Annotated in this window: 22 protein-coding genes; 5 read left to right on the plus strand and 17 right to left on the minus strand. The window is 61.8% G+C overall.

What is annotated here, in order from left to right; genetic code table 11:
• Nucleotides 1-7 precede the first annotated feature (7 nt).
• The 4 genes from Q8K08_RS17695 to Q8K08_RS17710 form a co-directional block, all read right to left on the minus strand.
• Nucleotides 8-595: a DUF924 family protein gene (locus Q8K08_RS17695; RefSeq protein ID WP_304802239.1), complete on the minus strand. Its 588-nt coding sequence runs from the start codon at nt 593-595 to the stop codon at nt 8-10.
• Nucleotides 596-646: 51 nt separating this feature from the next.
• Nucleotides 647-1,900: an MFS transporter gene (locus Q8K08_RS17700; RefSeq protein WP_305250980.1), complete on the minus strand. Its 1,254-nt coding sequence runs from the start codon at nt 1,898-1,900 to the stop codon at nt 647-649.
• A 90-nt stretch (nt 1,901-1,990) separates the two neighbouring features.
• Nucleotides 1,991-3,022 (minus strand): tRNA preQ1(34) S-adenosylmethionine ribosyltransferase-isomerase QueA, encoded by a 1,032-nt coding sequence (gene queA, locus Q8K08_RS17705; protein WP_304799783.1) that lies wholly within the window; start codon nt 3,020-3,022, stop codon nt 1,991-1,993.
• Nucleotides 3,023-3,033: 11 nt separating this feature from the next.
• Entirely contained in the window at nt 3,034-6,420 is a 3,387-nt protein-coding gene (locus Q8K08_RS17710; protein WP_305250981.1) for a DUF3971 domain-containing protein, read from the minus strand.
• A gap of 140 nt (nt 6,421-6,560) precedes the next feature.
• Between Q8K08_RS17710 and Q8K08_RS17715 the strand changes: the two genes are divergently transcribed.
• The 4 genes from Q8K08_RS17715 (at nt 6,561) to Q8K08_RS17730 (ending at nt 9,901) form a co-directional block, all read left to right on the plus strand.
• Nucleotides 6,561-7,034, plus strand: a complete 474-nt coding sequence (locus Q8K08_RS17715) for a peroxiredoxin (protein WP_304800001.1) — start codon at nt 6,561-6,563, stop codon at nt 7,032-7,034.
• Nucleotides 7,034-7,855, plus strand: a complete 822-nt coding sequence (locus tag Q8K08_RS17720; protein ID WP_305250983.1) for a ferritin-like domain-containing protein — start codon at nt 7,034-7,036, stop codon at nt 7,853-7,855. Before Q8K08_RS17715 ends, Q8K08_RS17720 begins: the two co-directional genes overlap by 1 nt.
• A 182-nt stretch (nt 7,856-8,037) precedes the next feature.
• Nucleotides 8,038-9,378, plus strand: coding sequence for a M23 family metallopeptidase (locus tag Q8K08_RS17725; protein ID WP_304800005.1), 1,341 nt, complete (start codon nt 8,038-8,040; stop codon nt 9,376-9,378).
• Nucleotides 9,368-9,901, plus strand: a complete 534-nt coding sequence (locus Q8K08_RS17730; protein ID WP_304800007.1) for a polymer-forming cytoskeletal protein — start codon at nt 9,368-9,370, stop codon at nt 9,899-9,901. Before Q8K08_RS17725 ends, Q8K08_RS17730 begins: the two co-directional genes overlap by 11 nt.
• A 95-nt stretch (nt 9,902-9,996) precedes the next feature.
• Here the strand turns inward: Q8K08_RS17730 and Q8K08_RS17735 are convergent, their stop codons facing one another.
• From Q8K08_RS17735 to Q8K08_RS17755, 5 genes are all read right to left on the minus strand, one after another.
• Nucleotides 9,997-10,782: a DUF2189 domain-containing protein gene (locus tag Q8K08_RS17735; RefSeq protein ID WP_370870562.1), complete on the minus strand. Its 786-nt coding sequence runs from the start codon at nt 10,780-10,782 to the stop codon at nt 9,997-9,999.
• Nucleotides 10,783-10,866: 84 nt separating this feature from the next.
• A complete protein-coding gene (gene prfB / locus Q8K08_RS17740) occupies nt 10,867-11,991 on the minus strand; it encodes a peptide chain release factor 2 (RefSeq protein ID WP_305250985.1) in 1,125 nt (374 codons plus the stop codon).
• A gap of 95 nt (nt 11,992-12,086) precedes the next feature.
• Nucleotides 12,087-14,642, minus strand: a complete 2,556-nt coding sequence (locus Q8K08_RS17745; protein ID WP_305250987.1) for a penicillin-binding protein 1A — start codon at nt 14,640-14,642, stop codon at nt 12,087-12,089.
• 142 nt (nt 14,643-14,784) lie between these two features.
• Nucleotides 14,785-15,984 carry an N-acetylmuramoyl-L-alanine amidase gene (locus Q8K08_RS17750; protein WP_304800013.1) on the minus strand — a complete coding sequence of 400 codons (1,200 nt, stop codon included), beginning with the start codon at nt 15,982-15,984 and terminating at the stop codon, nt 14,785-14,787.
• Nucleotides 15,985-16,039: 55 nt separating this feature from the next.
• On the minus strand, nt 16,040-17,200 hold the full coding sequence (locus tag Q8K08_RS17755; protein ID WP_305250989.1) for a pyridoxal phosphate-dependent aminotransferase: 1,161 nt from the start codon (nt 17,198-17,200) through the stop codon (nt 16,040-16,042).
• A 111-nt stretch (nt 17,201-17,311) separates the two neighbouring features.
• On the opposite strand from Q8K08_RS17755, the gene Q8K08_RS17760 reads away from it, so the two are divergent.
• The gene (locus Q8K08_RS17760; protein ID WP_304800018.1) at nt 17,312-18,049 is read left to right on the plus strand and encodes a DsbA family protein; all 738 of its coding nucleotides are present in this window, start codon (nt 17,312-17,314) and stop codon (nt 18,047-18,049) included.
• Between the two features lie 47 nt (nt 18,050-18,096).
• Here Q8K08_RS17760 and lpxB read toward each other — a convergent pair whose 3' ends face one another.
• The 8 genes from lpxB to rseP form a co-directional block, all read right to left on the minus strand.
• Nucleotides 18,097-19,221: a lipid-A-disaccharide synthase gene (gene lpxB, locus Q8K08_RS17765; RefSeq protein WP_305251095.1), complete on the minus strand. Its 1,125-nt coding sequence runs from the start codon at nt 19,219-19,221 to the stop codon at nt 18,097-18,099.
• Entirely contained in the window at nt 19,218-20,015 is a 798-nt protein-coding gene (locus tag Q8K08_RS17770; protein WP_304800020.1) for an LpxI family protein, read from the minus strand. The genes lpxB and Q8K08_RS17770 overlap by 4 nt, the downstream gene beginning before the upstream one ends.
• Nucleotides 20,012-20,809 (minus strand): acyl-ACP--UDP-N-acetylglucosamine O-acyltransferase, encoded by a 798-nt coding sequence (lpxA, locus tag Q8K08_RS17775; protein ID WP_304800022.1) that lies wholly within the window; start codon nt 20,807-20,809, stop codon nt 20,012-20,014. The genes Q8K08_RS17770 and lpxA overlap by 4 nt, the downstream gene beginning before the upstream one ends.
• A gap of 3 nt (nt 20,810-20,812) precedes the next feature.
• Entirely contained in the window at nt 20,813-21,286 is a 474-nt protein-coding gene (fabZ, locus tag Q8K08_RS17780; protein WP_304800024.1) for a 3-hydroxyacyl-ACP dehydratase FabZ, read from the minus strand.
• 114 nt (nt 21,287-21,400) lie between these two features.
• Complete coding sequence (locus Q8K08_RS17785; RefSeq protein ID WP_305250992.1) at nt 21,401-22,039, minus strand: OmpH family outer membrane protein; 639 nt, start codon at nt 22,037-22,039, stop codon at nt 21,401-21,403.
• On the minus strand, nt 22,039-24,423 hold the full coding sequence (bamA, locus tag Q8K08_RS17790; protein ID WP_305250993.1) for an outer membrane protein assembly factor BamA: 2,385 nt from the start codon (nt 24,421-24,423) through the stop codon (nt 22,039-22,041). The genes Q8K08_RS17785 and bamA overlap by 1 nt, the downstream gene beginning before the upstream one ends.
• Nucleotides 24,424-24,599: 176 nt before the next feature.
• Nucleotides 24,600-24,737, minus strand: a complete 138-nt coding sequence (locus Q8K08_RS17795) for a hypothetical protein (RefSeq protein ID WP_304800030.1) — start codon at nt 24,735-24,737, stop codon at nt 24,600-24,602.
• Nucleotides 24,738-24,810: 73 nt separating this feature from the next.
• Complete coding sequence (gene rseP / locus Q8K08_RS17800; RefSeq protein WP_304800032.1) at nt 24,811-26,148, minus strand: RIP metalloprotease RseP; 1,338 nt, start codon at nt 26,146-26,148, stop codon at nt 24,811-24,813.
• Between the last annotated feature and the right edge of the window lie 18 nt (nt 26,149-26,166).

Here is a 26,166-nt window from a genome sequence, read left to right on the forward strand (position 1 = left end):
CTATGCCCTATGCGCCAGGCGCATAGCTGTCACGCAGCTTGTTCACAATCTTCATATAGCCGCCGTCGGCCATGAAAGCGGCCTCGTCGGCCGTGCTGTCGCGGCCCAAGGCTGCGTTACGGAACGGAAAGCGGCCAAAGCGCGCGATGATCTCACGGTGCGCGCGGGCGTGCAGCAGCGTCTCGGCGGCTCCCTCCATCCGCTCGGCCATCAGGCTGACCGCCAGATCCTGATCGGCCATGTCTTCGGAATGCTCAAACGGCATATAGAAAAACTGGCGTTCCGGCACCGGGGCCTGCATATCCCAGCCCGCCTCCAGCGCGCGGCGCGCGGCGTCGCGGGCGCGCGGGTCATTGGCAAATGCCTGCGCCTTGCCACGATGGATGTTGCGCGAAAACTGGTCAGCGACGATCAGATAGGCCAGCGTGCCCACCACACCATCCACCCAATGTTCCAGCCCACCGTCGTTCTGCGCATCCCACAACGCGCCAAACCGCACCGCGCAGGCGTCGTCAATCTCTTCGCTGCCCGCATACCAGCCCTCGGGGCCGATTTCGCCCAGCCAGAAATCCAGAACCTCTACCGGATCAGACATGCCGTCCCCCTGTTTGTAACCAGCCTGACAGGGCAAGCGTTGAAAGGCAAATCAGTTCCGCGCCTTGCCCTGCCGCGCGTCTTCCGCCTCAACCAGTGCGGCGGTTTCCACCGCGACAATAGACGCGGTTGGCGACACGGGCGTATAGCCGGACGTAACCTCTGGCGTTTCACGCCGCTGGGTCATCCGCCAGCCCGCATAGGCCGCAAGAATTGCGAACAGAATGCCCATGAACAGGAAAAATCCAGACGATCCGATTTCTTCCATCATCCACCCCGTGATGACCGGACCAGAGATCGCGCCAAGGCCGTTTATGAACATCAGCCCGGCCGAAGCAGCGGCCATGTCACTCTTATCCAAATAATCGTTCACATAGGCCAGCAGCAACGAATAAAGCGGGTTGGACACGCCGCCACAAACGGCGGCAACGCCGACCAGAACCGCAAAGGGCGGATCAAAGATCACCGGAATCATCAGCACCACCGCGCCAAGAACCGCCAGCCACAAAACCACGATGCGGCGGTCAATCCGGTCTGAAAGCCAGCCGATCGGGTATTGTAGTACCAGCCCGCCAACATAGATCGCCGAGACAAAGACCGTCAGATCGGCAATACTAAGCCCCGCTTGTGTGCCCCAGACCGCCGCCATCCCGAACTGCGCCGAAAACACGCCGCCCAGTAGGAACATACCAACACAGCCCAAAGGTGACGCCTGATACAAGCGGCGGAACGACATCGGCTTGGTCGATTCAAAGGCCGGCGCCGGACTTGCCGACAGCAAGATCGGCGTGAAGGCCAGCGACACCAGAACCGACGGGATGACAAACAGGATATAGCCCGACGCATCTCCCACGTTCAGCAAAAGCTGCGCCGCTATAATGCCGATCATCTGCACGATCAGGTAAAGTGACAGCGCCTGACCACGGTTTTCATTGGTGGAAGCGTTGTTCAGCCAGCTTTCAGTGGCAATATACACGCCCGAGAACGAAAATCCGATGATCACCCGCAGGGCCGCCCAGACCATCCAGTCGGGGGCTGCCGCATAGAGGATCAGCACCGCAGAAATCAACGACCCAAGGGCCGCAAACACCCGCACATGCCCAACCCGGCGGATCATCAACGGCGCAAGGCGGCTGCCGAACAAAAAGCCCACAAAATAGGCCGACATCACGAGAGACATCTGAAAGGTCGAGAAATTCTCTATCCCGCCCCGAATGCCCAGCAACGTGCCCTGCATGCCATTGCCCAGCATCAAAAGGCCAAGGCCCAAAAGCAGCGCCCAAGTGTTGCGCAGAACGGTCAGCATGGTGTGGTCTTCCTTTGGTCAGTCGAGACAAGCTACGCGGATGGCGTGAAGATGTCATGTCGAACAGGGGTCAGAGTGCGCAAACCGCTCCTAGGGGATCAGCAGCGACGCATCGCCATAGCTGAAAAACCGATACTGCCCCGCGATGGCATGGGCATAGATCCGGTCCATCCGATCCTTGCCCATCAGCGCCGACACCAGCATCAGCAGCGTGGATTTCGGCAGGTGGAAATTCGTCATCAGCGCATCGGTCGCGTGAAATGTGAAACCAGGATAGATGAAGATATCGGTCGGTCCCTCCCACGGCTCCACCCGGCCCGACCGCGCTGCGGTTTCGATCAGCCGCAAGGCTGTGGTGCCGACCGGGATCACCCGCCCGCCCGCCGCGCGTGTCGCGTTGATCTGGGCCGCCGCTTCGGGCGTGACCTGCCCCCATTCGGCGTGCATCTTGTGCGTGGCTACATCCTCTACCTTGACAGGCAGAAAGGTGCCTGCGCCGACATGCAGGGTCACTTCGGTAAACTGCACGCCCTTGGCCCGCAGCGCCGCCAGCAGCTCGGCATCAAAATGCAAAGATGCCGTGGGGGCCGCGACCGCGCCCTTGTGGCGGGCAAAGACGGTTTGGTAATCGTCATCATCCTGCGCATCGGGGCTGCGTTTGGCGGCGATATAGGGTGGCAGGGGCATCGCACCCGCCTGTGCCAAAGCCGCGTCGAAATCGTCGCCCGTCAGGTTGAACTCCAGCCGCAGATCGGTGTCGGACTTTTCCGCAACGGTGGCCGAAAGCTGGGGGGAAAAGGCAATCACCTCTCCCACCGCGACCTTGCGCAAGGGCTTTGCCATGGCACGCCAGCCTGTCGCCGCTGGCTCCATAAGGGTGATCTCGATGCGCGCGACCGCCTCACCCCGTGTGCGCTGCCCCGTCAGACGCGCGGGGATAACGCGGGTGTTGTTCAGCACCAAACGATCGCCCGGCTGCAACAGATCCACCAGATCGCGCACATGCAGATCACGGAAGTTATCCGCCTCTGCCAGCAGCAGACGCGCAGCGGTGCGCGGTCGCGCGGGGCGGGTGGCAATCAACCCTTCGGGCAGATCAAAGTCGAAATCAGACAGTTTCATCAATAGCCCAATCAGTTGCCTTGGCGCAGCACAGGCGCGGGGCTGCGGAAAATCTCGCGGAACATGCCCGGCGTCAGGATCGACAGCGGGTTGACCTGAACTTGTGGCGCGTCAGACGTTCCGCCAAGCGAATAGTTGAAGCCGAACACACCTTCACCGCGCCGGGTCAGCAACGCGCCGATGCCATTGACCAGATAGATCGGCGACACAACCCCCTGCAAGGCCAGACGTTTGGTCTGGGTGCCATAAAGCCCCGCCATCGACACCCCAAGACTGGCCCCCATAGCCGAACTGCGCGTGACCTCGATCGCTTGCGGTGTGATGATAAAATCGGCTTCGGCTTCACTGAAAAAGATACCCTCGCCGTTCAACTGCTCCAGCAGCCCCACGACCGAAATCGCCGACAAAAGCTCGGCCAGCACATTGGCCCCCCGGACCCGAAGGCGCGTAATCTCTGCACGACCGTCATAAACCCCTTTTTGCGCCCGGGGTGTCAGCCGCAAATCCAGAGCGCCCCCACGGGCCGAGGCAAAGATGCCCGCCGCGCGCAAAGCCGCTCCTGCATCGGCAGATTGCAATCGCACCGCGATGCCGTTGCGCGACGGAACGGCGGTGCCAGTGACGGGAACCTCACCGTTGAGACTGGCACGAAAACTGCCGTTCAACCCGCCGCGCTGCGAGAAATCACCGCGAAAACCGGTCAGCGCAATGCCTTCACTGACAATCAGACGATCAAGGCTCAGTGACAGCGCGCCCTGGGCTTGTGCGCTGCCCTGATCCGCCCCAGCTGGCCGGTCAAAGCGGCGCAGGTCCACTGTGCCCCGCGTCACAGCCACATCGGGCGCGCGTCCCGCGCCGCGCCCGGTCAGGGTGACCGCGCCCGTCAGCCAGTTGTTCAGCTTGACCGTTGCAAAGCGCGCTGTCTGCAAACCGCCACCCGCCGACAGGGTGATGGCACCCTCTGCTTCCAGCCCGCCGCCGCGTACCGACAGCCGCGTGATATCGGGCACGCTTCCCAGCGTCGCCTCTACCTCCAGCCGCCCTGCCGATCGTGCTGGCTTTGTCCAGCCAACCGGCGGCAGGGTCAGGCCGATGCCACCCAGATCCGATGTCAGACGCAACCGCCCCGGCGCGTTGCGTTCCAGATCTATCACCACCTCGGCCCGGCCCGAGCCGCTGACCATGCCTTGCGGCAGGCCCAGCCCGAATTCGGCAACCGTGGCGGGCGACAGGGTGACAGAGCCCGCAACCCGGCTTTTGCCCTGCTGCTCGGGGCCAAAGCCTTGGGTAAAGGCCACGTCAAACGGCACCTTACCAATCCGCCCCGGCCCTTCTATCCGCAAGCCTTGCGGGTCTGCGGTCAGGGTCAGCCCTTCGGCGGTGATGGTCTTGCCCGGCACCAGCGCATCGGATGACAGGCCCAGAATCTGGCCGCGTACCTGATAGGCCACATCCTTGACCTCAACCCGCCTGACAAGGGGCAAAGACAATTGCGTGTCGACCACAGCCCGGCCCTGCCCCAGATCCGGCGCGCGCCCGGCCTTGGTCATGAAGCCAAAAGGAGGCAGATCGAGCAGCGACAGCGCGGCCGTCAGAGAACTTTCGCTGCGCAACCTGATCTCGGCCTGTGCCGGTTTGGCTGTAACATCAGGCACCGAAAACACCGAGCCTGCCACATCAATGTTACCGCCAACGGGCGCCTGAACCGTGCCGCCATCCAGAACCAGCGTATAGGCGTTGTTTTCAATCGTTGACCGTCCCCGCCCGTTGCGAATGGGGGGTAAGGTGCGCAGGAAAGTCACCTCAGCCCCGTCAAACTCATACCCCATCGCAAGCCGTGGCTCTTGCCCAGGGGTCACACGCAGCGCGGCCTTGACGTTGGTCAGCAGACCCTGCGCCACGTTTTGCCCCACCCATTCGCGCGTGCCCGGCACAGCCCCCTTGGGCCAGACCTGCAACAGCCGGTCATGGGCAATCGCATCCAGCGCCAGATCCAGCGCGACACTCCACCCCGCAGTCAAAGCCTCGACGCCACCCGCAAGCGTCAGGCGGCGGCCGGTTTCCTCGATCAGCGCAACCTGCCCGATTTCCAGCCGGAACGGTTGCAACGTCAGGCGCGCATCCATAGCCCCACCGGAAAACCGCAAGGGCCGGTCGAACAGGCCCTCTGGGTCAAGCTCTGCGCCCGAAATCTGCACCTGCCCCAAAAAGCCACTTGGCAAGCGCTGCCCAAGTGGCCCGGTCAGAATATCCCCGTCATCGCCCAGCAAATAGGAATGCCCCGACGCCTTGACCCGCAAGGTCCGGCTTTCGATCGACAGATCGCTGATCACCACCCGCCCGCGCGCCGGTTCATAGCCCAAAGACAGCGCCGCACCGTCAAAACCGATGGGCGGCGTTGCCGGGTCTGGGCGCAAAGCCCCTGCCCCAAGGGACATCTGCGCGCTGAGTGCGGTCAGCCCGTCATTGTTCAACTCTGCCGAGATCCGCCCCGAAATCGGCGCGTCCAGAACACCCAACACACCAAGAACCGGCGTCTGCGCTGCGATATCAGCCGCCGCCACCCCTTCGACCGCCGCCGTCACGCGCAGCAACGCCTGCCCCTTGGGCCGGACCAGAGTGACCAGCGCCTGAGCGGGTTCCCCCGACTCTGACGCCAGCGACAGCCCCACCTCGGCCGCCAAAGCGTCCTCGCGGTTTTCCAGCGTGATCCGGCCGTCACCCACCGTCCATATGCGGTTCAGCCGAGAATCAATCATCGTCAGGCTGGCGGCTTCGGCCTCGATCCTGTCCAGCCGCGACAACAGCGGCGTATCCAGGGCCCGGTCGATCTGGGCAAACAGATCGCTTAACCCGTTGATCGGGGGGGCCTGCCCGGTTGCGCCGATCTGAAGGTCCAGACTGCCATCCGCGCGCCGGTTCAGCGTGACCGCGCCGCCAATGATCCGCAAGGATGCCGGACGCAAGCGCCGTTCAGTGATAAACGCCCCTGCGTCAAAGCTCATGCGCAAGTCGGGCAGGGCCAGCAAGGTGCTGCCCGGCCCTTGCAACAGGCGCAGGTCCTCCAGTCGCAGGCGCGGGGTCCAGTCCTGATCCAGCGTGATCTCGATGGCACCCACCGACACGGCAGCACCGGGCAGCACGTCCTGCAGTGCCGCATTGGCGCGGGTCTCGACCTCGGCCACAGTCCAGACTGGCAGACGGATCGGCTTGCCGGTCAGCGCCAGCACCCCCAGCATTGAAAGTGCCGCCACAACCACCAGCACCAAAAGCATCACAAGACCGGCGCGGCCCGCACGGCGCATGCCAGCTTTGCGGGGCCGGGAGATATCTGCCCCCAGCCCGTCGCCCCGTGCCTCTGCCTGTGCCGGGGTGTCTTGCGCTGACATGTCCGTCATCGCGCCTGTGCCCTTCCGCCGTATACTGGCAACCCGTTTCTCGCCCCTTATCCCAATTGTCTCTTGGGCTTGCCTTTATCTTCGCGGATCGGCAACTAAAACGCAAAGGGTCGTGACCCAAAAGGCAAGGAGCCGCTGAAATGACTGCCAAGATCCCCGAGACGGGAACCATCGCCCCTGATTTCACCCTGCCGCGTGATGGCGGAGAGGCTGTTACGCTGTCAGCCTTCCGCCCCGGCAAGGTGGTCTTGTACTTCTACCCAAAGGATGACACCTCCGGCTGCACGCTCGAAGCGCAGGATTTCACCGCGCGCGCCGCCGACTTTGCCGCCGCTGGCACAACTGTCATCGGCATCAGCAAAGACAGCGTAAAGGCCCATGACAAGTTTTGTAAAAAGTACGGGCTGCAGATCATTCTGGCCAGTGATGAGGAAGGCCAGACCTGTGAAGATTACGGCGTCTGGGCCGAGAAAAGCATGTATGGCAAGATCTATATGGGCATCGTGCGCGCCACGTTCCTGATCGACGGGTCGGGGCGGATCGCCCGCGTCTGGCCAAAGGTCAAAGTGAAGGGCCATGCCGACGAGGTGCTGGCCGCAGCATTGGCGCTGTGATGGCAAGCCTTGCCGAACGCGCAGTGCAGGTGCTGACCACCGCAGACGGCCGCGCAAAATGCGCGCTGTCGCGTGCGCATGCTGCCGAATGGATGGCGTCGCGCGCCGCCGGCTCCCCGCTGCCGATCGGCAAGGCGACCCCGCCCGATGCGCCCGCCCGCCCCGAGCGGCCAGAACTTCTGGACCCGCGCGATGTGCCGCGCCGCCGTCCCGGATCGCCCACCGGGCGCGCAGCGCTTCTGCATGCGGTGGCGCATATCGAACTGAACGCGGTTGATCTGCACTGGGATATCGTCGCACGATTTACCGATCATCCGATGCCCTTGGGTTTTTACGATGACTGGGTGAAGGCAGCAGATGAAGAATCAAAGCATTTCAACCTGATGGCTGATTGTCTTGAAGCACTTGGCAGCCATTACGGCGCCATGCCCGCCCATGCCGGGATGTGGCGCGCGGCAAGCGACACCGCCACCGATCTGCATGGACGTCTGGCCGTTGTGCCCATGGTGCTGGAGGCACGGGGTTTGGACGTGACGCCGGGTATGATAGATCTTTTCCGCAAAGCCGGAGAGGCCGGGCCGGTGGCGGCACTAGAGGTGATCTATGCCGAAGAAGTCAGCCATGTTGCCTATGGCTCCAAATGGTTCAACTGGCTGTGCGGGCGCGAAGGATCAGACCCGAAAGAGGTGTTTCACCGGCTGGTGCGCCATTACTTTCACGGTACGCTCAAACCCCCGTTCAATGAAGAAAAACGCGCCGATGCGGGCCTGCCTCCGGATTTTTACTGGCCCCTGACCGAAACCGCGCCCGACCCTGCGTGAAATCAGCCAAGGCAAATCGGCGGGAACTCGCCGATCTATCCCGGCGAACGGCGGGATAACGGCAGGCTGCGGTCAAAATTGTTGCGATATCGTAAAGCGATGGCTAATCAGAAGGCGCTTGCCCCCCGCATGGGAGGTGCGGGCATTCGCCCTTCCCGTGTCTTACGAACGGAACGCCAGCAGTGCTCACGCGACTAACCTATCGCATCAATCTTGGACTTGAGCGGTATTTTCCCGAACAACGTCTGTTTCTGAAATCTGACACCGAAACCCGCTTTATCCGTCTTCGCCCGACCACGCAGGCCGTGGCCATGGCGGGGGGAGCGGTTGTGCTGGGCTGGACCATTCTGGCCACCGCGATCATCTTGATGGATTCGATCAGCGCCGGATCAGGCCGCGATCAGGCGCAACGCCAGCAGATGCTTTACGAACAACGCCTGAACGCCCTGAGCCAAGACCGCGACGCCCGCGCCGATGAGGCGGCAGGCGCACAGGAACGGTTCAACCTTGCGCTGCAACAGGTCGCCGAAATGCAGGGCCGCCTGCTGGCATCAGAAGACAGCCGCCGCGAGCTGGAAACCGGGATCGACGTGATCCAGAACACCCTGCGCCGCACCATCAAGGAACGCGACGAGGCCCGCGCACATGCCGAGGCCGCAGGTGTCGCGCAAGTCGCGGAAAACGGCACCACCAAATCAGACGCAGGACGTGCCAAGGATGCGATGGCCACGGTGGATATTCTGGCTGGTGCCTTGTCCGCCACCGCGCAAGAGCGCGATGTGATGGAAGGTGCCGCCGCCAAATCCGCCGAACGTGTCGAAACTGTGCTGGCCGAGAAAAAGGCCCTGCAAACCCGCAACAACGAGATTTTTGCCAAGCTGGAAGAAGCTGTCAGCGTTTCCATGGAGCCGCTGGACAAGATGTTCCGCGCGGCAGGCATGTCGCCCGATGACCTGCTGAACCAGGTGCGGCGCGGCTATTCCGGTCAGGGTGGGCCGCTGACCCCGCTTTCGGTGTCGACCAAAGGCTCCGTCTCCAACCCGGACGAGCAGCGCGCGAATGCGATTCTGCAGGGGCTGGACCGGATGAACCTGTATCGTCTCGCCGCATTCAAAGCGCCCTTTGCGATGCCCGTCAAAGGCAACTTCCGCTGGACCAGTGGCTTTGGCACCCGCAACGACCCAAAAGGTATGGGGCGGCGGATGCATGAAGGCACAGATATGGCCGGGGCTTACGGTCTGCCGATTCTGTCCACCGCCGATGGTGTGGTGACAGATGCGGGCTGGTCGTCGGGTTATGGCCGTCTGGTGAAGATCCGGCATGAATTCGGAATCGAAACGCGCTATGCTCACTTGTCTGCGATCCGCGTAAAGGTTGGCGATAGGGTATCGCGTGGCGACCGGATCGGTGATATGGGCAATTCGGGTCGGTCCACCGGAACCCACCTCCATTACGAAATCCGCATCGGCGGCAGAGCCGTGAACCCGATGACCTTCATAAAGGCAGCGAACCATGTTTTCTAAGAGCCGAATCAATGAACCCGGGCCGAAGGCAGACGACAAGTCCAAGGCCCCCGAAACCCAGGCTTCGAAACCGAACATGGACTTCACGCCATCAGCCCCGAAGGGCAAAGTTAACGCATCCGTCCTGTCCTCTGATCTCACGATCGTGGGCAACCTGCGTACCACCGGCGACATTCAGGTCGAAGGCACGGTCGAGGGTGACATTCGCGCCCATCTGCTGACCGTGGGCGAAAGCGCCACGATCCGCGGCGAAATCGTGGCCGATGATATTGTGGTCAATGGCCGGGTGATTGGCCGGGTGCGCGGGCTCAAGGTCCGCCTGACCGCGACTGCGCGGGTTGAGGGTGATATCATCCACAAGACCATCGCGATTGAATCCGGTGCCCATTTTGAAGGCTCGGTTCAGCGTCAGGAAGACCCGCTGGCACAAGGCCGTATCTCGGCCCCTATCGCACAGCCACAACTGGCCCCACCGAACGCCGCAACTGCGGTTCCGGCTCCAAAGCCAGCCGACGGCGTCTAAGACCCGTCACCACGGCCCCAGACACAAAGGCGCGCCCCATAACGGGCGCGCCTTTTGCATGTTCCCCGATGGCTTCCCCAGTTTAGGCCACGCTGTCAGTCAAAGGCCAGTGCGCGGCGATACAGATGCCATGTCGCATGGCCCAGCACCGGCAGCACCACAAGCAGCCCCAGAAACCCCAGTGCCATGCCTGCAAACAACAGCGCCGAAATCACCAGCCCCCAGACCAGCATCGTCCCTGGGTTTTGCGTAACAACCGCAAAACTGGTGATCATCGCGGTGATGAAATCCACTTCACGGTCCAGAAGATACGGCAGGCTGACCACCGTCAACGCAAACAGCGTGCCCGCAAAGGCGGCCCCGACACTCGTGCCAACCACCAGCATCATCATGCCCTGAGCCGTCTGAAACACCGCAAAACTGCTGGAGATATTGGTCATCGTGGCATTGCCAAGAAACACGGCAAAGATCATGTGGCCCAGAAAATTCCAGAACAGGAAAAACACCACCACCACCGCCGCCATCGACGGGATCTGACGATCCTTCTGGGAGAAAATCACCCCGGCGACCCCGGCAAGATCCAGTGGCTCCCCGGCCTCCAGTCGCCGTGATACCTCATAGAACCCGCAGGCGATGAACGGACCCAGAATGGGGAAACCTGCCCCGGCGATGATGGTCCACCACACCTGCCCCTTGGCCAGCAGCGCATAGGTGATCAGCCAGCCCGCCGCGACATAGACGGATGAAAACATCACCCCATAGAGCGGTGCGGCCAGAAAATCACGCCAGCCGGCGGAAAGCGCGGCCCGCAGGTCTGACAGGTCCAGTTCCATGATTTCGCTGGCTGGATTTGCTCCGACCTGCTTTTCACTCGCGCTCATAAAGCCTCCCATGTTCTGGTCAGGCTACGCGCAAACGATGGCTTGCTCAAAGATGTATTTCAGCTTTGGAATATATCCGCAGGCTTATTCAGCATTAGCCTCGGCGCGGCTTTTGCCCGACACATCCAGCGCCAGCGTGGCGGCCATGAACTGATCGAGGTCGCCATCCAGCACGCCACTGGTGTCTGACGTCTCAACACTGGTGCGCAGGTCTTTGACCATCTGGTAGGGCTGCAGGACATAAGACCGGATCTGGTTGCCCCAGCCCGCCTCGCCCTTATTGTCATAAGCCGCGTTGATCGCGGCGTTCCGCTTGTCCAGCTCAATCTGATACAAGCGCGAGCGCAACGCGTTCATACAGATTTCCCGGTTCTGGTGCTGCGACTTCATGCTGGAGGTGACCACGATATTGGTCGGCAAGTGGGTGATCCGCACCGCCGAGTCGGTGGTGTTGACGTGCTGCCCGCCCGCACCGGATGACCGATAGGTATCGATGCGAATATCGCGGTCGGGAATGTCGATCTCGATATTCTCATCCACCACCGGGTAGACCCAGACCGACGAAAAAGACGTGTGACGACGTGCGGCGCTGTCATAGGGGCTGATCCGCACAAGACGATGCACACCCGATTCCGACTTCAGCCAGCCATAGGCATTGTGGCCGGAAATCTTGTAAGACACCGACCGGATGCCCGCTTCTTCGCCAGCGGTTTCGGACTGCATCTCAACCTTGTAGCCCTTTTTCTCGGCCCAACGGACATACATCCGCGCCAGCATCGACGCCCAGTCACAAGATTCTGTGCCACCAGCGCCTGCGTTGACCTCCAGGAACGTATCATTGCTGTCGGCCTCACCATCCAGCAGCGCCTCCAGTTCTTTGGCGGCAGCCAGCTTGGTCAGATCGCGTAAGGCGGTCTCGGCCTCGGTCACGATCTCGGCGTCACCCTCGGCCTCCCCCATTTCGATCAGCTCGACGTTGTCGCTCAGCCCCGATGAGATCAGGTCATAGGTCGAAATCGACTCCATCAACGCCTGACGCTCTTTCATCAGCTTTTGCGCCTTGGCCGGATCGTTCCACAGGTTCGGATCTTCGATCATCGCGTTGAATTCTTCCAACCGATGCGGCGCGGTTTCCCGGTCCATCCGCTGGGACAGAAGCTTGAGCGATTTCTCAACGGCGGCAATATTGTTCTGCGTCTCGGCGCGCATGGGTCTTGATCCTTCGGGCTGATGCCCGGCACATAGCGAAAAGGGCGCGGCGCGGCAAGGGTCCGCCCCTGCCGCAGCCGCGCCCCGCTTGCTGGTTAATACAATCCGCCCGAACTGAGCGTGCCAAAATCGGCCTTGGCCGGCACCGATTTGCGCTCGCCCGTGGCCGTGGTTACTGTTGCAGCACTGCCGCCCCGGTCGGTCTCGCCATAAGCGAACAACGGCAGGTTGCCCCCCATCTGGAAGCCACCATCCACCATCGCGCCCAGACCAAAGATCGGCTCTTCGCCTTCACGGAAGTATTCGGCCACCACATTGTCGCCCTTGGCCCCATCGCCAAGACGTGCGCCGCTGAAGCGGTCGATGTTGATAAAATAGCCCCCCGGTGGCACTTTGAACTTGGCGCCGCCGTATTTCTTGATCGCCGTGCGCATGAACTGTTCAAACACCGGGCCGCAGAATCCCCCGCCCGACGCACCATTCATGGTGCGTGGCTGGTCATAGCCGATGTAGCATCCAGCCACGATGTTGCTGGTATATCCGACAAACCACACGTCCTTGGCGTCATTGGTCGTTCCGGTCTTGCCCGCCACCGGCACTGGCAGGTTAATCCCCCGTGCGGTGCCGCGTTTGACCACACCCTCCATCATCGAGGTCAGCTGATAGGCGGTGATCGCATCCATCACCCGTTCGCGCTTTGACGTCAGGCGCAAGGCGTCGCCGGGGTTCAGGCTGGCAAGCTGGCAATCTTCGCAGATCCGCTGGTCGTGGCGATAGACAGTGCGGCCATATCGGTCCTGCACCCGGTCCACGAGGGTTGGCTCTACCCGCTCGCCGCCATTGGCGAACATGGCATACGCCGCCACCATCTTGAACAGCGTGGTTTCCTGTGACCCGAGCGAGTTTGCCAAAAACGCGTTCATCCGGTCATAGACCCCAAAGCGTTCGGCATAGCCTGCCACGGTATCCATGCCGATTTCCTCGGCAATCCGCACCGTCATCAGGTTGCGCGACTGCTCGATCCCGGTGCGGATCGTGGTGGGGCCGTAGAACTTGTTCGACGCGTTCTTGGGCCGCCACAGACCTTGCGGCGTGTTCACCTCAATCGGCGCGTCAACCACGATTGTGGCGGGGGTAAAACCAGAATCCAGCGCTGCCGCATAGACAAACGGCTTGAAGCTGGAGCCGGGCTGGCGCGTGGCCTGTGTGGCCCGGTTGAACACCGAGTCCTGATACGAAAAGCCACCCTGCATCGCCAGAACGCGCCCGGTCACAACGTCCATCGCCATGAACCCGCCCTGCACCTCTGGCACCTGCCGCAACGACCAGCGCACAAAGCTGCCGTCACCATCCTTGGTCACCGCGCGCACCAGCACCACATCGCCCACCGAGACCAGATCGCTGGCCCGCTGCGCCCTTGGCCCCAGGCGCCCGTTTTCCTGCCGCTTGCGCGCCCATGTCACGTCATCGGCGGGGATGAAATGGCCATCTGCGTCTTCTGGCTGGCCCTCAATCCCGATCCGCGCCGCGCGCTCGCCGGTTTCCAGCACCACCGCAGGGAACCAGCCGTCCACATCGCGCGGCACCTCCACCTCGGCCAAAGCCGTGCGCCAGTTTTCCTCGGATGTCAGCTGATCGACCGGCACCGTCTTGCCCGTGCCACGCCAGACGCCCTGCCCCCGGTCATAACGCTCCAGCCCCCGACGCAAGGCAGCAGCTGCGGCATCCTGCAATTCCGGGTCAGCGGTCGCGCGGATCGACAGGCCCCCGCCAAAGAACTCCTCTTCGCCAAAGGTGCCCGACAGCTGGCGACGGATTTCATCGGTAAAGTAATCGCGCGGCGGCAAAGCATCGCGGAACGCCGGAAAATCGCCGTTCTGCACAGATTTCAACGGCAAAACCCGCTCTGCATCATAGGTGGCCTGATCAATATAGCCGTTCTGCCACATCTCGCGCAGCACATAATTCCGGCGTTGCGTCACGCGCTCCTTGGCGCGAACAGGGTGGTATTGGCTGGGAGCCTGCGGCATCGAGGCCAGCATGGCGGCCTCATGCGGGGCCAGATCAGTCAGCGGCTTGTTGAAATAGGTCTGCGACGCTGCGGCGACGCCATAGCTGTTCTGCCCAAGGAAGATCTCGTTCATGTATAGCTCAAGAATCTTGTCCTTGCTCAGCGTTTCCTCCAACCGGCTGGCAAGGATCAACTCCTTGATCTTGCGCTCACCGGTCTTGTCGCTCGACAGAAGAAAGTTCTTCATCACCTGCTGGGTGATGGTCGACGCCCCGCGCAGGTTTTCGCCCCGGCTGACCACCGCATCGCGCAAGGCCGATGCCATGCCCGTCACATCATAGCCACTGTGGGTGTAGAAATTCTTGTCCTCGGCGCTAATGAACGCCTGTTTAACCAGATCTGGAATTTCCTCAACCGCCACGAACAGCCGCCGTTCCTTGGCAAATTCATCAATGATCTGCCCCTCACCGGAATAGATTCGGCTGATCGTGGGCGGCGTGTATTGCGCCAGGCGCTCGTGGCTCGGCAAGTCACGGGAATACATATAGAAAATCGCACCAACCGACAGGGCTGCAAACAGCAACCCCATCGTGATCATAGTGAATATCCCACCAAAGAATGAGCCTATAAAGCGGATCAACCGATAACTCCCGTATCTTCTGCGCGCCTTATACATGCCAAGGCCGCCCCGGTCAAAACGAACGCCCCGGCACAAGCGCCGGCTCGCGCAAACGTCACCAGCCCCCGCACGCGTCTGCGCGTGCAAGTTGTTCGCAGACGGATCAGCGCTTCAAAGCTTGCAGCGCTGCATCCTCACCTGCCCAGAGTTTCAGCCCGTCGCGCAAGGCAACCGCCATTTTTGTCCGCCATTCGGGATCAATCAGCCGCGCCAGATCGCGGGCCGAAGACATGAAGCCCAACTCTATCAGCACTGACGGAATATCAGGCGATTTCAGCACCGAAAATCCTGCGGTCTGGCGCGGGTGCCGGTGCATCCGCAGCCCCGCGCCTTTGATAGCGCCTTCCAGCGCCAAAGCCAGTCGCTCTATCCTTGGCCCGGTCTCGGTGCGCGCCATATCCATCAACACCGTCGCCACCAGATCATCCTGCGCGGTCAGATCAACGCCTGACAACAGATCGGCCCGGTCATGGCGCTCGGCCAACGCCTGTGACGCCGCATCACTGGCCTCCTCGGCCAGAGAATAGATCGTGGCGCCCACCGCCTCGCCTTCCGCAATCGCATCGGCATGAAGCGACAAGAACACATGCGCTCCCGCCGCCCGCGCAATAGAGATGCGCGCCTCCAGCGGCACGAAATCATCCTCCTCGCGCGTCAGGATTACCAGAAAATCGCCGTCGCGCAGCAGTAAATCCTTCAACTCACGCGCGAATGTCAGCATCAGCCCGGCTTCGGTATAGCCGTCGCGCTCTGCCCCCGGATCAAGGCCGCCATGGCCGGGGTCCAGCACCACCACCAGCGGACCGGCCCCGCGCGGGACAGGCTTTGGCAGATCGGCAACCGCTGGCAAGGCCCAGTCCGCAGGCTCCGGCAAGGCGGCCAGCGCCGCAAACTCCGGCCCCGCTGCGGGGGCCAGACGCAAACGCACCTTTGCCCCCGAATCCACGGTCACCATATCTGCCCGAGACACCAGATAGGGCCCCGACAGCTCCATCACCAGCCGCGACCAGCCCTGCCGCACCACACCGGCGCGTATCCCGACAATCGCATCACTGGCCTGATCCACGGCAGCCAACCCCGTCCAGTCCACCTCGCGCATGTCCAGCACCAGGCGTGGCGGCTCATCCAGCACCCGCACCCGCCACGGCACCGGCTGGCTCAGGGCGAACTCAACCGCAACCCCCCCCCGTTGATCGTGCACAAAAGACCGCTCCGGCACCAGCCGCGCCAACGCCGACAAGTCCTGCGCCCAAGCGCCCAACGGCCCCAGCAACAGAAAAAGCACCAGCACAAACAACCGCATCACCACGCCCCATCCATTTTCTGTTCTTAAATAACCCCGCCGGAGGCGCACTGCGTCACCTCACGTTCCCGTCAGGGCGTAAAGCCATGAACGCCCGCAACCGCGCCAGCCCCTCAATAATATCGCCTGTCGCCCGCGCATAGGAAAAGCGCAAAGTCTGCCGCCCGCGCACAGGGTCAAAATCCAGCCCCGGCGTCACTGCCACCCCGGCTTCGTGCAAAATCTCGCGCGCGAAGGCAAGACTGTCGCCGGTCAGGTCCGACACATCGGCATAGACATAGAACGCCCCGTCCGGCGGCGCGATCTTGGTGAACCCGGCCAGGGGCAAGCCCTCCAGCATCAGCTGCCGATTCTTCGCATAGGTCGTCCGGTTTGCCTCCAACTCATCAATACACCCCAGTGCTGCCAATGCGACAATCTGGCTGGCATGGGGCGGGCAAATGAACATGTTCTGCGCCAGCCGTTCCACCGTGCGAATGTGGTCTTCAGGCACCACCATCCAGCCCACCCGCCAGCCGGTCATGCTGAAATACTTGGAAAACGAGTTGATCACATAGCAGTCATCGGTGATTTCCAGCGCCGATACCGCCCGCGCCCCATAGTGCAGCCCGTGGTAAATCTCATCCGAGACGAAAGAAATCCCCCGCCCCGCGCAATGGCTGATCAGCGCCGTCATCGCCGCATGATCCAGCATCGTGCCGGTCGGGTTGCTGGGCGAGGCGACGATCAGCCCGGCCATCTCCACACTCTCCAGATCAGCGGGCACCGGTTGCAGACGATTTTCCACCTGCGTCGGTATCCCCACCGGGCGCAAGGACAGCGCCCGCAATATCTGGCGATAACTCGGATATCCCGGCTCGCCCAGTCCCACCCGGTCGCCTGCTTCAAACAGCGCGGTAAACGCCAGCAAGAACGCCGCAGATGATCCCGATGTCACCACCACCCGCGCGGGGTCCAGATCCACCCCATACCAGCGCCGATACAGGGCCGCGATGCCGGACCGCAATTCCGGCAACCCCAGTGCCACGGTATAGCCCAAAGAGCCCGTCGCCATCGCCTGTGCCAGCGCTTCGCGTGCCGCCTCTGGTGCCGGGGTGCCGGGTTGACCCACCTCCATATGAATGATCGACCGCCCGGCTGCTTCCAACCTGCGTGCTTCTTCCATCACATCCATCACAATAAAGGGATCAACCGCGCCCCGACTTGAACTTTTCATGCTGCCCCCTCTATGGTTCGCGCGATAGTCCCGGTTCGCGGGGCAAGGTCAAGCCCGACCCCGTTCAAACACCTGCGCCGAACATCCGCCGCACCTTATCAGAGACGATCCATGATCCTGAGAACCCTGTTCGGCATCACCGCCATGATGATGACCTCCACTGCCGCACTGGCCGAGATGACGCCAGCCGAGCGTGAAGCGTTCCGGGCCGAAGTGCGCGCCTTTCTGCTGGAAGAACCCGAAGTGCTGGTCGAAGCGATGGAGGTCTTGCAAGGCAAGCAGGAACAAAACGCAGCACAGCGCGATCTGGCCATGCTGCGTGACAATGCCGATCTGATTTACCGCGACCCGAACTCGTGGGCGGGCGGCAATCTTGAAGCAGATCTGACAATTGTGGAGTTCGTCGATTACCGCTGCGGCTATTGCCGCAAGGCGCATGACGAAGTGGCTGAACTGGTGAAATCGGATGGCAATATCCGGTTGGTGCTGAAGGAATTTCCGATCCTTGGCGAACAGTCTATGCTGTCGTCGCAATTCGCCATCGCCTTGCGCCAGTTGCATGGAGATGACGCCTATAAGGCCGCCCATGATGCGCTGATCGCGTTTCGCGGTGAAATCTCGCCCGAGACTCTGACCCGGCTCGCGTCCGATCTTGGCCATGACCCGTCACCCATCATCGAACGCATGGCCGCGCCCGAGGTGCAGTCGGTGATTGACGTCAACCACGCGCTTGGCAGCATGATGGAGATCAACGGCACGCCCACTTTCGTCATTGATGAGACGATGGTGCGTGGCTATGTCCCGCTGCAAGGCATGCGCCAAATCGTCGCCGGTCAGCGCGAAGGCTGACCCCGGTCAGCGCGAGGGCTGACCCCGGTCAGCGCGAAAAATGACACTTAGCGGCGCAGATGGTCCAGCACCGATTGCGCCGCCCGCAGACCGGGGGCTGGCCCGCCACGGCCCAGACGCTCCATCGTGACCTGCATCGCCGCGCGCTGCGACGCGCCGCCGTCTTGCAGCAACGCAAGCACCGCAGGGGCGATCCGGTCGGCGCGGCAGTCGGGGCCGATGAATTCCGGCACCACGCGGGTATCCGACACCAGATTGACCAACGTGACCGTGTCGATAAGCGCCGCCCTTCGCATCAGCCACAAGGTTAGCGGGTTCATGTCATAGGCGATCACCATCGGGCAATCATTCGCCGCAAGTTCCAGACTGACCGTGCCAGAGGCCGCAATGGCCACATCTGCCGCTGCAAAGGCCGCGCGTTTGGTGGCGGCATCCTGAATGATGTGCGGCGCGATTGCCCAATCGGCGGTCAGTTCACGCACCAGACCCGCCACGCCTCGCACCGTCGGCAGCGCCACGCGGGCAGTCGGATGCACCGCGCGTATCCGCGCCACCACCTGCCCCAGCACCGGAGCCAGCCGCGCAACCTCACCCTTGCGCGACCCTGGCAGCGCAAGGATCAGCGGTCCATCCCCTGCAATCAGCGCACGCTCTGACGGTGTTGCCAAAGGCTCTGCCACCACCGGATGCCCGACGAAATCACAGGTCATGCCCGCCGCGGTCATCAGCGGTGGCTCGAACGGCAACAGCGCCAGCACATGATCGACCACGCGCGCCATTCTGGCCGCCCGCCCCGGACGCCAAGCCCAGACCGAGGGGGCCACATAATGGATCACCGGCGTCTTGGGTCGCGCCACTTTCACGATCGCCGCCACGCGCAAGCAAAAATCAGGGCTGTCGATGGTGACAAGTGCCTGCGCGCCCGAGTCCAGCATCGCCTGCGCCGCCTGCGCGATCCGGCGTTTGAGCGCAAAATACTTTGGCAGCACCTCGACCAGACCCATCACCGAAAGCTCTTCCATCGGAAACAGGCTTTCCAAGCCTTCGGCCTGCATCAACGGCCCGCCAATGCCCTGGAACGTCACCCCCGGCGACAGCGTCTTCAGCCCCACCATCAAGGCCGCGCCCAGACGGTCGCCCGACGGCTCGCCCGCGATCACAAACAGCGTCAGCGCGCCCACAAGAACAGGCCCGCATCATTGGCCGCCGTGATCATCGCGTCACGGTCCAGACAGATCACGCCACCCGCCTGCCACGCTATGCCGCCAAGCCCAGCCCCGGCCACCCGCGCCACCGTACCGGGCCCGATGACAGGCAGATCAACACGCAAATCCTGCCCCGGCTTTGAGGCTTTGTAGAACAGCCCGCGCGTGCCCAACGGCCGCAAAGCTGCGGGTACCGCCACCAGCCCGCTCAGCATCGCATCGGTCCCCGGCAAAGCCTCAACTGCCAGACACAAGCCTTGCGCCACCACACAGCCCTGCCCGACATCAACCGCACCAAGCGCCGCCACAATCGCCTCTGCCCGCGCGGCATCGGCTTCGTCCTGCGCAGTCACAGCCCCGCACAGCACCCCCGCACCAGGCACCAGATCCGGCGCGATCTGCGCTGTGCCCTGCACCGCAAAGCCCGCTTCTTCAAACAACAGGATCACCGCGCGCAAAGTGGCGTCATCGCCCTGCGCCATCGCCCCCATCAGGCGCGGCACCAGTGCGGCGGTTGCGGCATCAAACAGCGCCGGGTCCAGCCTTGGCCGCTGCACCGCCCCGGCAAAGGTGACAGTGGTAACCCCGGCATCTTCCAGCGCATGAAAGAACGGCACCAGCCGTTCCACCCGGAACACCATATCCGGCGTCAACCCTTCGGGCGTGAACCCGTCCAGCGCGCAAACCAAAGGCGCATCCAGCGCCTGCGCCACAGCAGCAGGCAGACGCCCGGCCCCGGCAATCACAGCTGTCCGGCTCATTTCGGGGTCAGAAAGCTGCGGTCGCTGGCCGAGAGGATAAAGTCGGTCATCTCTTGCACATGCGCGCTTTCGGATTCTTCCGCCAGCCGCCGGGCCCGGTCAAGGAAAGACCCTTCTCCCTGCGCCAGCATCTGATAGGCGGCGCGCAGAGCGGTGATCTCTGACCGTTCTACCCCGCGCCGTTTCAGCCCCACAAGGTTCAGCCCGTCCAGCACCCCGCGCGGGCCCTGCACCAGACCATGCGGCAGCACATCATTGGTGACCATGGTCACCGCGCCGATGATCGCGCCGCGCCCCACGCGCACCCATTGATGCACCCCCGACAGGCCGCCGACGATCACATCATCGCCAATCTGGCAATGCCCGGCAATTGCCGCCTGATTGGCAAGGATCACACGGTTGCCCATGGTGGCGTCATGACCAACGTGCGCGCCGGTCATCAGCAGGCAATCATCGCCCACCGTTGTCACCCCGCCGCCACCTTCAGTGCCGGTGTTCAGCGTGGCGCCTTCACGGATCTTGCAGCGTGCGCCCACAATCAACCGCGTGCGTTCGCCCTTGAACTTCAGATCCTGCGGTACCTCGCCCACACAGGCAAAGGGGTAGATCACGGTATCCGCGCCCACTTCTGTCCAGCCTGTGACCACGGCATGCGATTTCACCACCACACCCGGCGCCAAAGTCACTTCGGCCCCGATCACCGCAAAGGGACCAATTTCGACCCCGGCACCAATCACGGCACCCGGCTCTACCACGGCCATGGAATGAATGCGGGCGGTGGGATCAATGGTCATGCGTCAGGCCTTTTTCGGCACGTCGAACATCGCGGTAAACTCGGCCTCGCAGGCCAGCTCGTCCCCGACCATGGCGCGGCCCTCAAACTTCCAGACCCGGCCGCCACCGCGCAGCGCGCGCACATGCAGTTCCAGCACATCACCCGGAACGACTTTGCGGCGGAACTTCACGCCATCAACGCCCATGAAAAACACATTGGCGTTTTTGTCGACCAGATCCATCGACAGGCCGACCAGAATGCCACTGGTCTGTGCCATGGCCTCGATGATCATGACACCAGGGAAAATCGGCACGCCCGGAAAGTGCCCGGTGAACTGCGGTTCGTTCATGGTCACGCATTTGATGCCGACGCAGCTTTGGTTGACGTGAATATCGACGACCTTATCGACCAGCAAAAACGGGTAACGATGCGGCAAGATGCGCTGGATCAACGCGATGTCGGCAGTCTGGCCCATGGTTGCTGGTGTGTCGGTCATTCACGATCCCCGTCTGAAAATTATGTACCGACTTCGCGGCGCTTCTGGCTTTGCTAACAAGTGAAACGCTGCGGGGCAAGGCGTTGCACCTGACAAAGCCGCCACGGGTCCCGGTCAGGGTTGCGCGGGCACGGGTGCAGGCGAGGCCGGATCATCGGCTGGCCCAGATTCGGGCCCAGATTCAGGTTCGGGCACGGGTTCCAACAGAACGTCTTGCCCCAGTTCCGCATCCAGCCGCGCAATCGCCTGATCGGTGATGTCGATACGGTCAAAGCTCAGGATCACCGCAGAACGGTCGATGATGGCCACCGCGCCCAGATCCTGCATCAACTCGGCCAGAACGGGAACGGCGGCTTCAAAGAACCGTTGCTGCTCGGCATCGCGAGCGCGGGTAAGCGCACGGCTTTTTGCCTCTTGCGCCACGCGCAACTCCTCGACCCTGGTGTCAAACTCACGGGCCAGTTCGCGAAATTCATCGGTTGGAAGATTGGCCCGACGCTCGGTCAAGGCGCGCTCTTCAGCTTCCAATGCGGCCTCAAGCCGACGGTTTTCGGCGATCAGATCCGCCGAGGCAGCCTCTACCTGTTGCAAGATAGCGCGCCCGACCAGAGAATCCTCGAACAGACGGATCCGGTCAAGCGTGACAACGGCAGACGGTATCATGCCGTCTTGCGCAAAAACCGGGGTCATCATCGGGGCCGCGACAGCCGCCCCGATACCAAACGCAGCAACGCGCAAAGCCGCCCGAAACATCAGAACTGAGTCGAGATCGTAAGATCGAACTTCTGTTCTTTATCGTAGGCTTCTTTTTTCAACGCGCGCGAGAAGTTGAAGCGCAACGGCCCGATTGGTGCATCCCACAGCACGGAAACCCCAACCGCAGCACGCGGGTTGAACCCGGTGTCAATTGGTGCGCCCAAAGCGTCAACCACATTGCCTTTCAGCCCCCAGACCGAACCCACGTCAAGGAACACGCCACCGCTCAGCCCATATTCTTCGGGCAGGCCGATCGGGAAATCAGCTTCGAAACGCGCTACAGCATAGAAGTTGCCGCCCAAAGCGTCGCCGGTAACCGTGTCGCGCGGACCAATGCCGTTGCCTTCAAAGCCACGGATCTTGCCGTTACCAAAGAACCGCTCGGTGACGCGGCTGTTATATCCGCCCAAGGGCGACAGAGCCCCGGCTTCAAAAATCGCACGAAGGGTAACTTCTTCGTTCAGGATCTTTCGCTCGCCCAAGGCCTGCACTTCTGAGGACAGATATTTTGTATCGCCGCCAAGGCCCGCAAAATCCTGGCTGAAACGGAACACCATGCCCCGATCCGGGCTAAGCCCGCCAATCCGGGTGTCGTAGCTATAGGTATAACCTATGGCCGAGGTGAACTCCCCATCCCGCGCGGATTCCGCTGCAAGGGTTGGGTTTACCTCGGTCAGGGGGTTTATGGTACCGTCGCCGTCAACGTCCTTGCCATTATAATTCTTGATCGTGTCTTTCGACAGACGATAGCGCAGCTCCAACCGGCTTACATCACCAACCGGGAAGGACAGTGCCGTCCGGACGCCCACATTGGCAGTGTCGTAAATCGCGTTCTTCTGGCTGGTGATGTTGTAAAACGCCCCCAGTGACAGCGACAGATCACGCCCCAGAAATGCCGGTTCGGTGATCGAGATCGCCGAACTGGTGCTGTCCGATCCGGTTGCGATCGACACCGCAAGCGCCTGACCACGCCCAAGGAAGTTTTGCTCTGAAAAGCCGATATTCACACCGATACCGGCATCCACACCATAGCTTGCGCCAAAAGACAGCGATCCGGTGGGCTGTTCTTCCACGTTCACGTCAACGATCACCTGATCAGACGCCGAACCCGGGCGCGCATCAACCTGCGCGTCCGAGAAGAAGCCAAGCGCACGGATGCGTTCGGCTGACTGGCGCACTTCACGCGGGTTGAAGGGGTCGCCTTCGGCGCTGCGGAACTGACGACGGATCACCTGATCCAGCGTTGTAGTGTTGCCCTCGATGTCGATGCGCTCCACGAAGACACGCTCACCGCGCACCAACGCAAATTCCAGATCCAGCGTGCCGTCGCGGTCGTTGCGCGTGATCCGAGGATCGACACGCACAAAATTCAAGCCCTTGCGCAGCGCAAGATTTTCCATCCGCGCAATGGTATTTTCCACCACCAGCGGAGAATATGGCACGCCCGAGCGCACCCGCGACAACGCCGCAAATTCGTCCGACTCGACACCGCTGACTTCGGAAACCGTGGTGATGTTGCCAAAGCGGTATTGCCGTCCTTCACGGATCGAGAAGCTGACAAACACCGCATCGCGTTCGCGCGACACCTCACCCGAGGCATCCGTCACCTGAATATCGACATAGCCGCGTGCAAGATAGAAATCGCGCAACAGCTGTTTATCCAACTCCAGTCGTTCTGCCACAAAGGTATCGCGCTGGATGATGTTACGCAAAAGCCCCGCTTGCTTGGTCTGAAGCACCTGCCGCAAGCGACGGTCGCTAAAAGAGCGATTGCCGACGAAAGACAGGCGCTCGATTTCGGTCACGCGGCCTTCGGTTATTTCAAACGCCAGATCGACCCGGCCACCACTGCGGCGGATCAGTTTCGGCGTCACCGTGGCGGCGATCCGGCCACGGGCGCGATACGCCTCACCAATCGCGGCGGCATCTGCTTCGGCTACGCTGGGCGAATACACCCTGCGCGCTTGTGACTGAATGATCTTTGCCAGATCTTCGTCCTTCAGGCGGCGATTGCCTTCAAAGTTGATCACGTTGACGATCGGGTATTCCTTGACCCGGATCAGCAACTGATTGCCCTGCGGCACGATCTCGACGGTTTCGAACAACCCCGACCGGATCAGTCCCTGATACGCATCATTCAACTGCCCCTGAGACAGCGACTGTCCGCGCCTGATTCCTGCAAAGCCAAGGATAGTCGCATTGTCGACAAGCTGATTGCCTTCAATCACAACCTGACTGAATGCATACTCCTGCGCGAAAGCGGGCACGAAGAACGCCGCCGAAGCCGTTGCGGTGGAAAGGAAAAGCGCGGTCAGGATACGCTTGCGAACGCCTGCCTTGCCATGTGCAACTTTCGCTGCGACACCCGCTGTATCGTGCATGACAACGCCCCATATCATCAATCTGTTGTGTCTTCACTAGCCCGAAGTGCCGGGCTTGTCAAAGCGTTGGAAGACAAAGGGGGAAGACTAATACGATGCGTGGCCCGTATGCAGCAACCGCGCCAGACCATTGGCCCGGCACGGTTCAAAACCTGACTCGTCAGGTCGTCGCCCGATCAGTGATTGATAAGCGTGGTGCCCAGAAACGCCCCTGCCAACAGGCCCACAATGACCGTACCCAGCGTGAATATCCTGTCGGCATTCAGCCAGACCAGAAAAGACAGCCCACGATACCCTTGCATGACCAATTGCATGACATAACCCCTTCAGATGCAAGGATACGTTAGCGCGAAAATACGGCCTGATTATGGCAATCAGGCCTGACACTCAGGGGCAGAACAGGTCATTCGTCAGGGCAAAAACCATCAGCGACAGCAACACCACCAGCCCCGCCATCATCATGACCTGCAACGCGCGGTCCGAAGGTGGCTTGCCCGTCACTGCTTCATAGGCGTGAAATATCAGATGCCCGCCATCCAGCACCGGAATCGGGAACAGGTTCATAAGACCCACCGCCACTGACAGCAGCGCGATGAACTGGATGAACGTCTCTAACCCCTGACTTGCCGCTGCCCCCGAGCTTTCGGCAATGCCGATCGGCCCGCGCAGGTTGCAGCTGGAGATCTTGCCGGCAACCATGTGCCACAGCCCGGAAAGCGAGGTAGTGGCAATGCGCCAAGTCTGCTCGCCCGCAAGCCCGACAGCCTCAAACACTCCCGGATGCCGGGTTTCCGGCTCGAACCCCAAACCGCCATTCAAACCGATCAGCCAGCGCGTCTCAAACCCGCCCTCTGCCTTTGGCAGGTCCATCTTGCGCGGGGTCAAGGTGGTGTCAAACGTCTCACCTGCACGCCAGACCGTCAGGCGCAGGCTGCGACCTTCGGATGCGGCGACGATTCCGGGCAATTCGGCAAACACCGCAACTGGCGCCCCATCGACCGCCAAAATGACATCACCCGGCTGCAACTTGGCGTCAAAGGCTGCACTTTGCGGCTGCACACCAGAGGCCATTGGTGGCAAGGGGTGCGGACCCTCAAACGTCACCACCTGCCCTGCCCGGTCCACGCTGTAGGTCACGCTTGGCCCGGCAGGCAAATCCGCCGCCACCGCAATCAGGCGGGTCAGATCGGGAGTTTCCGCGCCGTTGATCGACAAGATCCGGTCGCCCGGCTGCAATTGCTGACCTTCAAACGGCTGGGGTGAGATTTTGCCGACCACCGGGTCATCGCTGAACACGCCCGACCACAGGATAAGCCCTGTCAGGATCAGCACTGCGCTGATGAAATTGAACGCAGGCCCCGCCGCCACGGTCAGCGACCGCGCCCAAAGCGGTGCGCCATGCATCGTGCGCCGCCGCTCGGCATCCGACAGGCCAGAGATCACCTCGCCATCCTTGGCCGAGGCAGCATTGCTGTCGCCGAGAAACTTGACATAGCCGCCGAACGGCAGCGCAGCGATCTGCCATTTGGTTCCACGGCTGTCCACGCGCGAGTACAGGATTGGACCAAAGCCAAGACTGAACACCTCGGCATGAATGCCCGTCCAGCGGCCCACGATGTAATGGCCGTATTCATGAATGGCGACGATGATCGACAGCACCACGACAAAGGCCACCACGGTCCAGACGAAACCGCCAAAGCTGGGAACAAGACCAATCAGATCCAAGGGCTTTCCTTTGTGTCA

Source organism: Pseudotabrizicola sp., assembly GCF_030684215.1.
Taxonomy (GTDB): domain Bacteria; phylum Pseudomonadota; class Alphaproteobacteria; order Rhodobacterales; family Rhodobacteraceae; genus Pseudotabrizicola.

Excerpts from the sequence above, each read along its gene's own strand:
- prfB (WP_305250985.1), bottom strand. The coding sequence starts at position 11,991 with ATGCGCGCCGAGACGCAGAACAATATTGCCGCCGTTGAGAAATCGCTC.
- Q8K08_RS17730 (WP_304800007.1), top strand. The coding sequence starts at position 9,368 with ATGTTTTCTAAGAGCCGAATCAATGAACCCGGGCCGAAGGCAGACGAC.
- fabZ (WP_304800024.1), bottom strand. The coding sequence starts at position 21,286 with ATGACCGACACACCAGCAACCATGGGCCAGACTGCCGACATCGCGTTG.
- Q8K08_RS17710 (WP_305250981.1), bottom strand. The coding sequence starts at position 6,420 with ATGACGGACATGTCAGCGCAAGACACCCCGGCACAGGCAGAGGCACGG.
- Q8K08_RS17695 (WP_304802239.1), bottom strand. The coding sequence starts at position 595 with ATGTCTGATCCGGTAGAGGTTCTGGATTTCTGGCTGGGCGAAATCGGC.
- Q8K08_RS17755 (WP_305250989.1), bottom strand. The coding sequence starts at position 17,200 with ATGAAAAGTTCAAGTCGGGGCGCGGTTGATCCCTTTATTGTGATGGAT.
- Q8K08_RS17770 (WP_304800020.1), bottom strand. The coding sequence starts at position 20,015 with ATGAGCCGGACAGCTGTGATTGCCGGGGCCGGGCGTCTGCCTGCTGCT.
- Q8K08_RS17735 (WP_370870562.1), bottom strand. The coding sequence starts at position 10,782 with ATGAGCGCGAGTGAAAAGCAGGTCGGAGCAAATCCAGCCAGCGAAATC.
- lpxA (WP_304800022.1), bottom strand. The coding sequence starts at position 20,809 with ATGACCATTGATCCCACCGCCCGCATTCATTCCATGGCCGTGGTAGAG.
- Q8K08_RS17720 (WP_305250983.1), top strand. The coding sequence starts at position 7,034 with ATGGCAAGCCTTGCCGAACGCGCAGTGCAGGTGCTGACCACCGCAGAC.
- Q8K08_RS17750 (WP_304800013.1), bottom strand. The coding sequence starts at position 15,984 with ATGCGGTTGTTTGTGCTGGTGCTTTTTCTGTTGCTGGGGCCGTTGGGC.
- Q8K08_RS17760 (WP_304800018.1), top strand. The coding sequence starts at position 17,312 with ATGATCCTGAGAACCCTGTTCGGCATCACCGCCATGATGATGACCTCC.
- Q8K08_RS17795 (WP_304800030.1), bottom strand. The coding sequence starts at position 24,737 with ATGCAATTGGTCATGCAAGGGTATCGTGGGCTGTCTTTTCTGGTCTGG.
- queA (WP_304799783.1), bottom strand. The coding sequence starts at position 3,022 with ATGAAACTGTCTGATTTCGACTTTGATCTGCCCGAAGGGTTGATTGCC.
- Q8K08_RS17715 (WP_304800001.1), top strand. The coding sequence starts at position 6,561 with ATGACTGCCAAGATCCCCGAGACGGGAACCATCGCCCCTGATTTCACC.
- bamA (WP_305250993.1), bottom strand. The coding sequence starts at position 24,423 with ATGCACGATACAGCGGGTGTCGCAGCGAAAGTTGCACATGGCAAGGCA.
- Q8K08_RS17785 (WP_305250992.1), bottom strand. The coding sequence starts at position 22,039 with ATGTTTCGGGCGGCTTTGCGCGTTGCTGCGTTTGGTATCGGGGCGGCT.
- Q8K08_RS17700 (WP_305250980.1), bottom strand. The coding sequence starts at position 1,900 with ATGCTGACCGTTCTGCGCAACACTTGGGCGCTGCTTTTGGGCCTTGGC.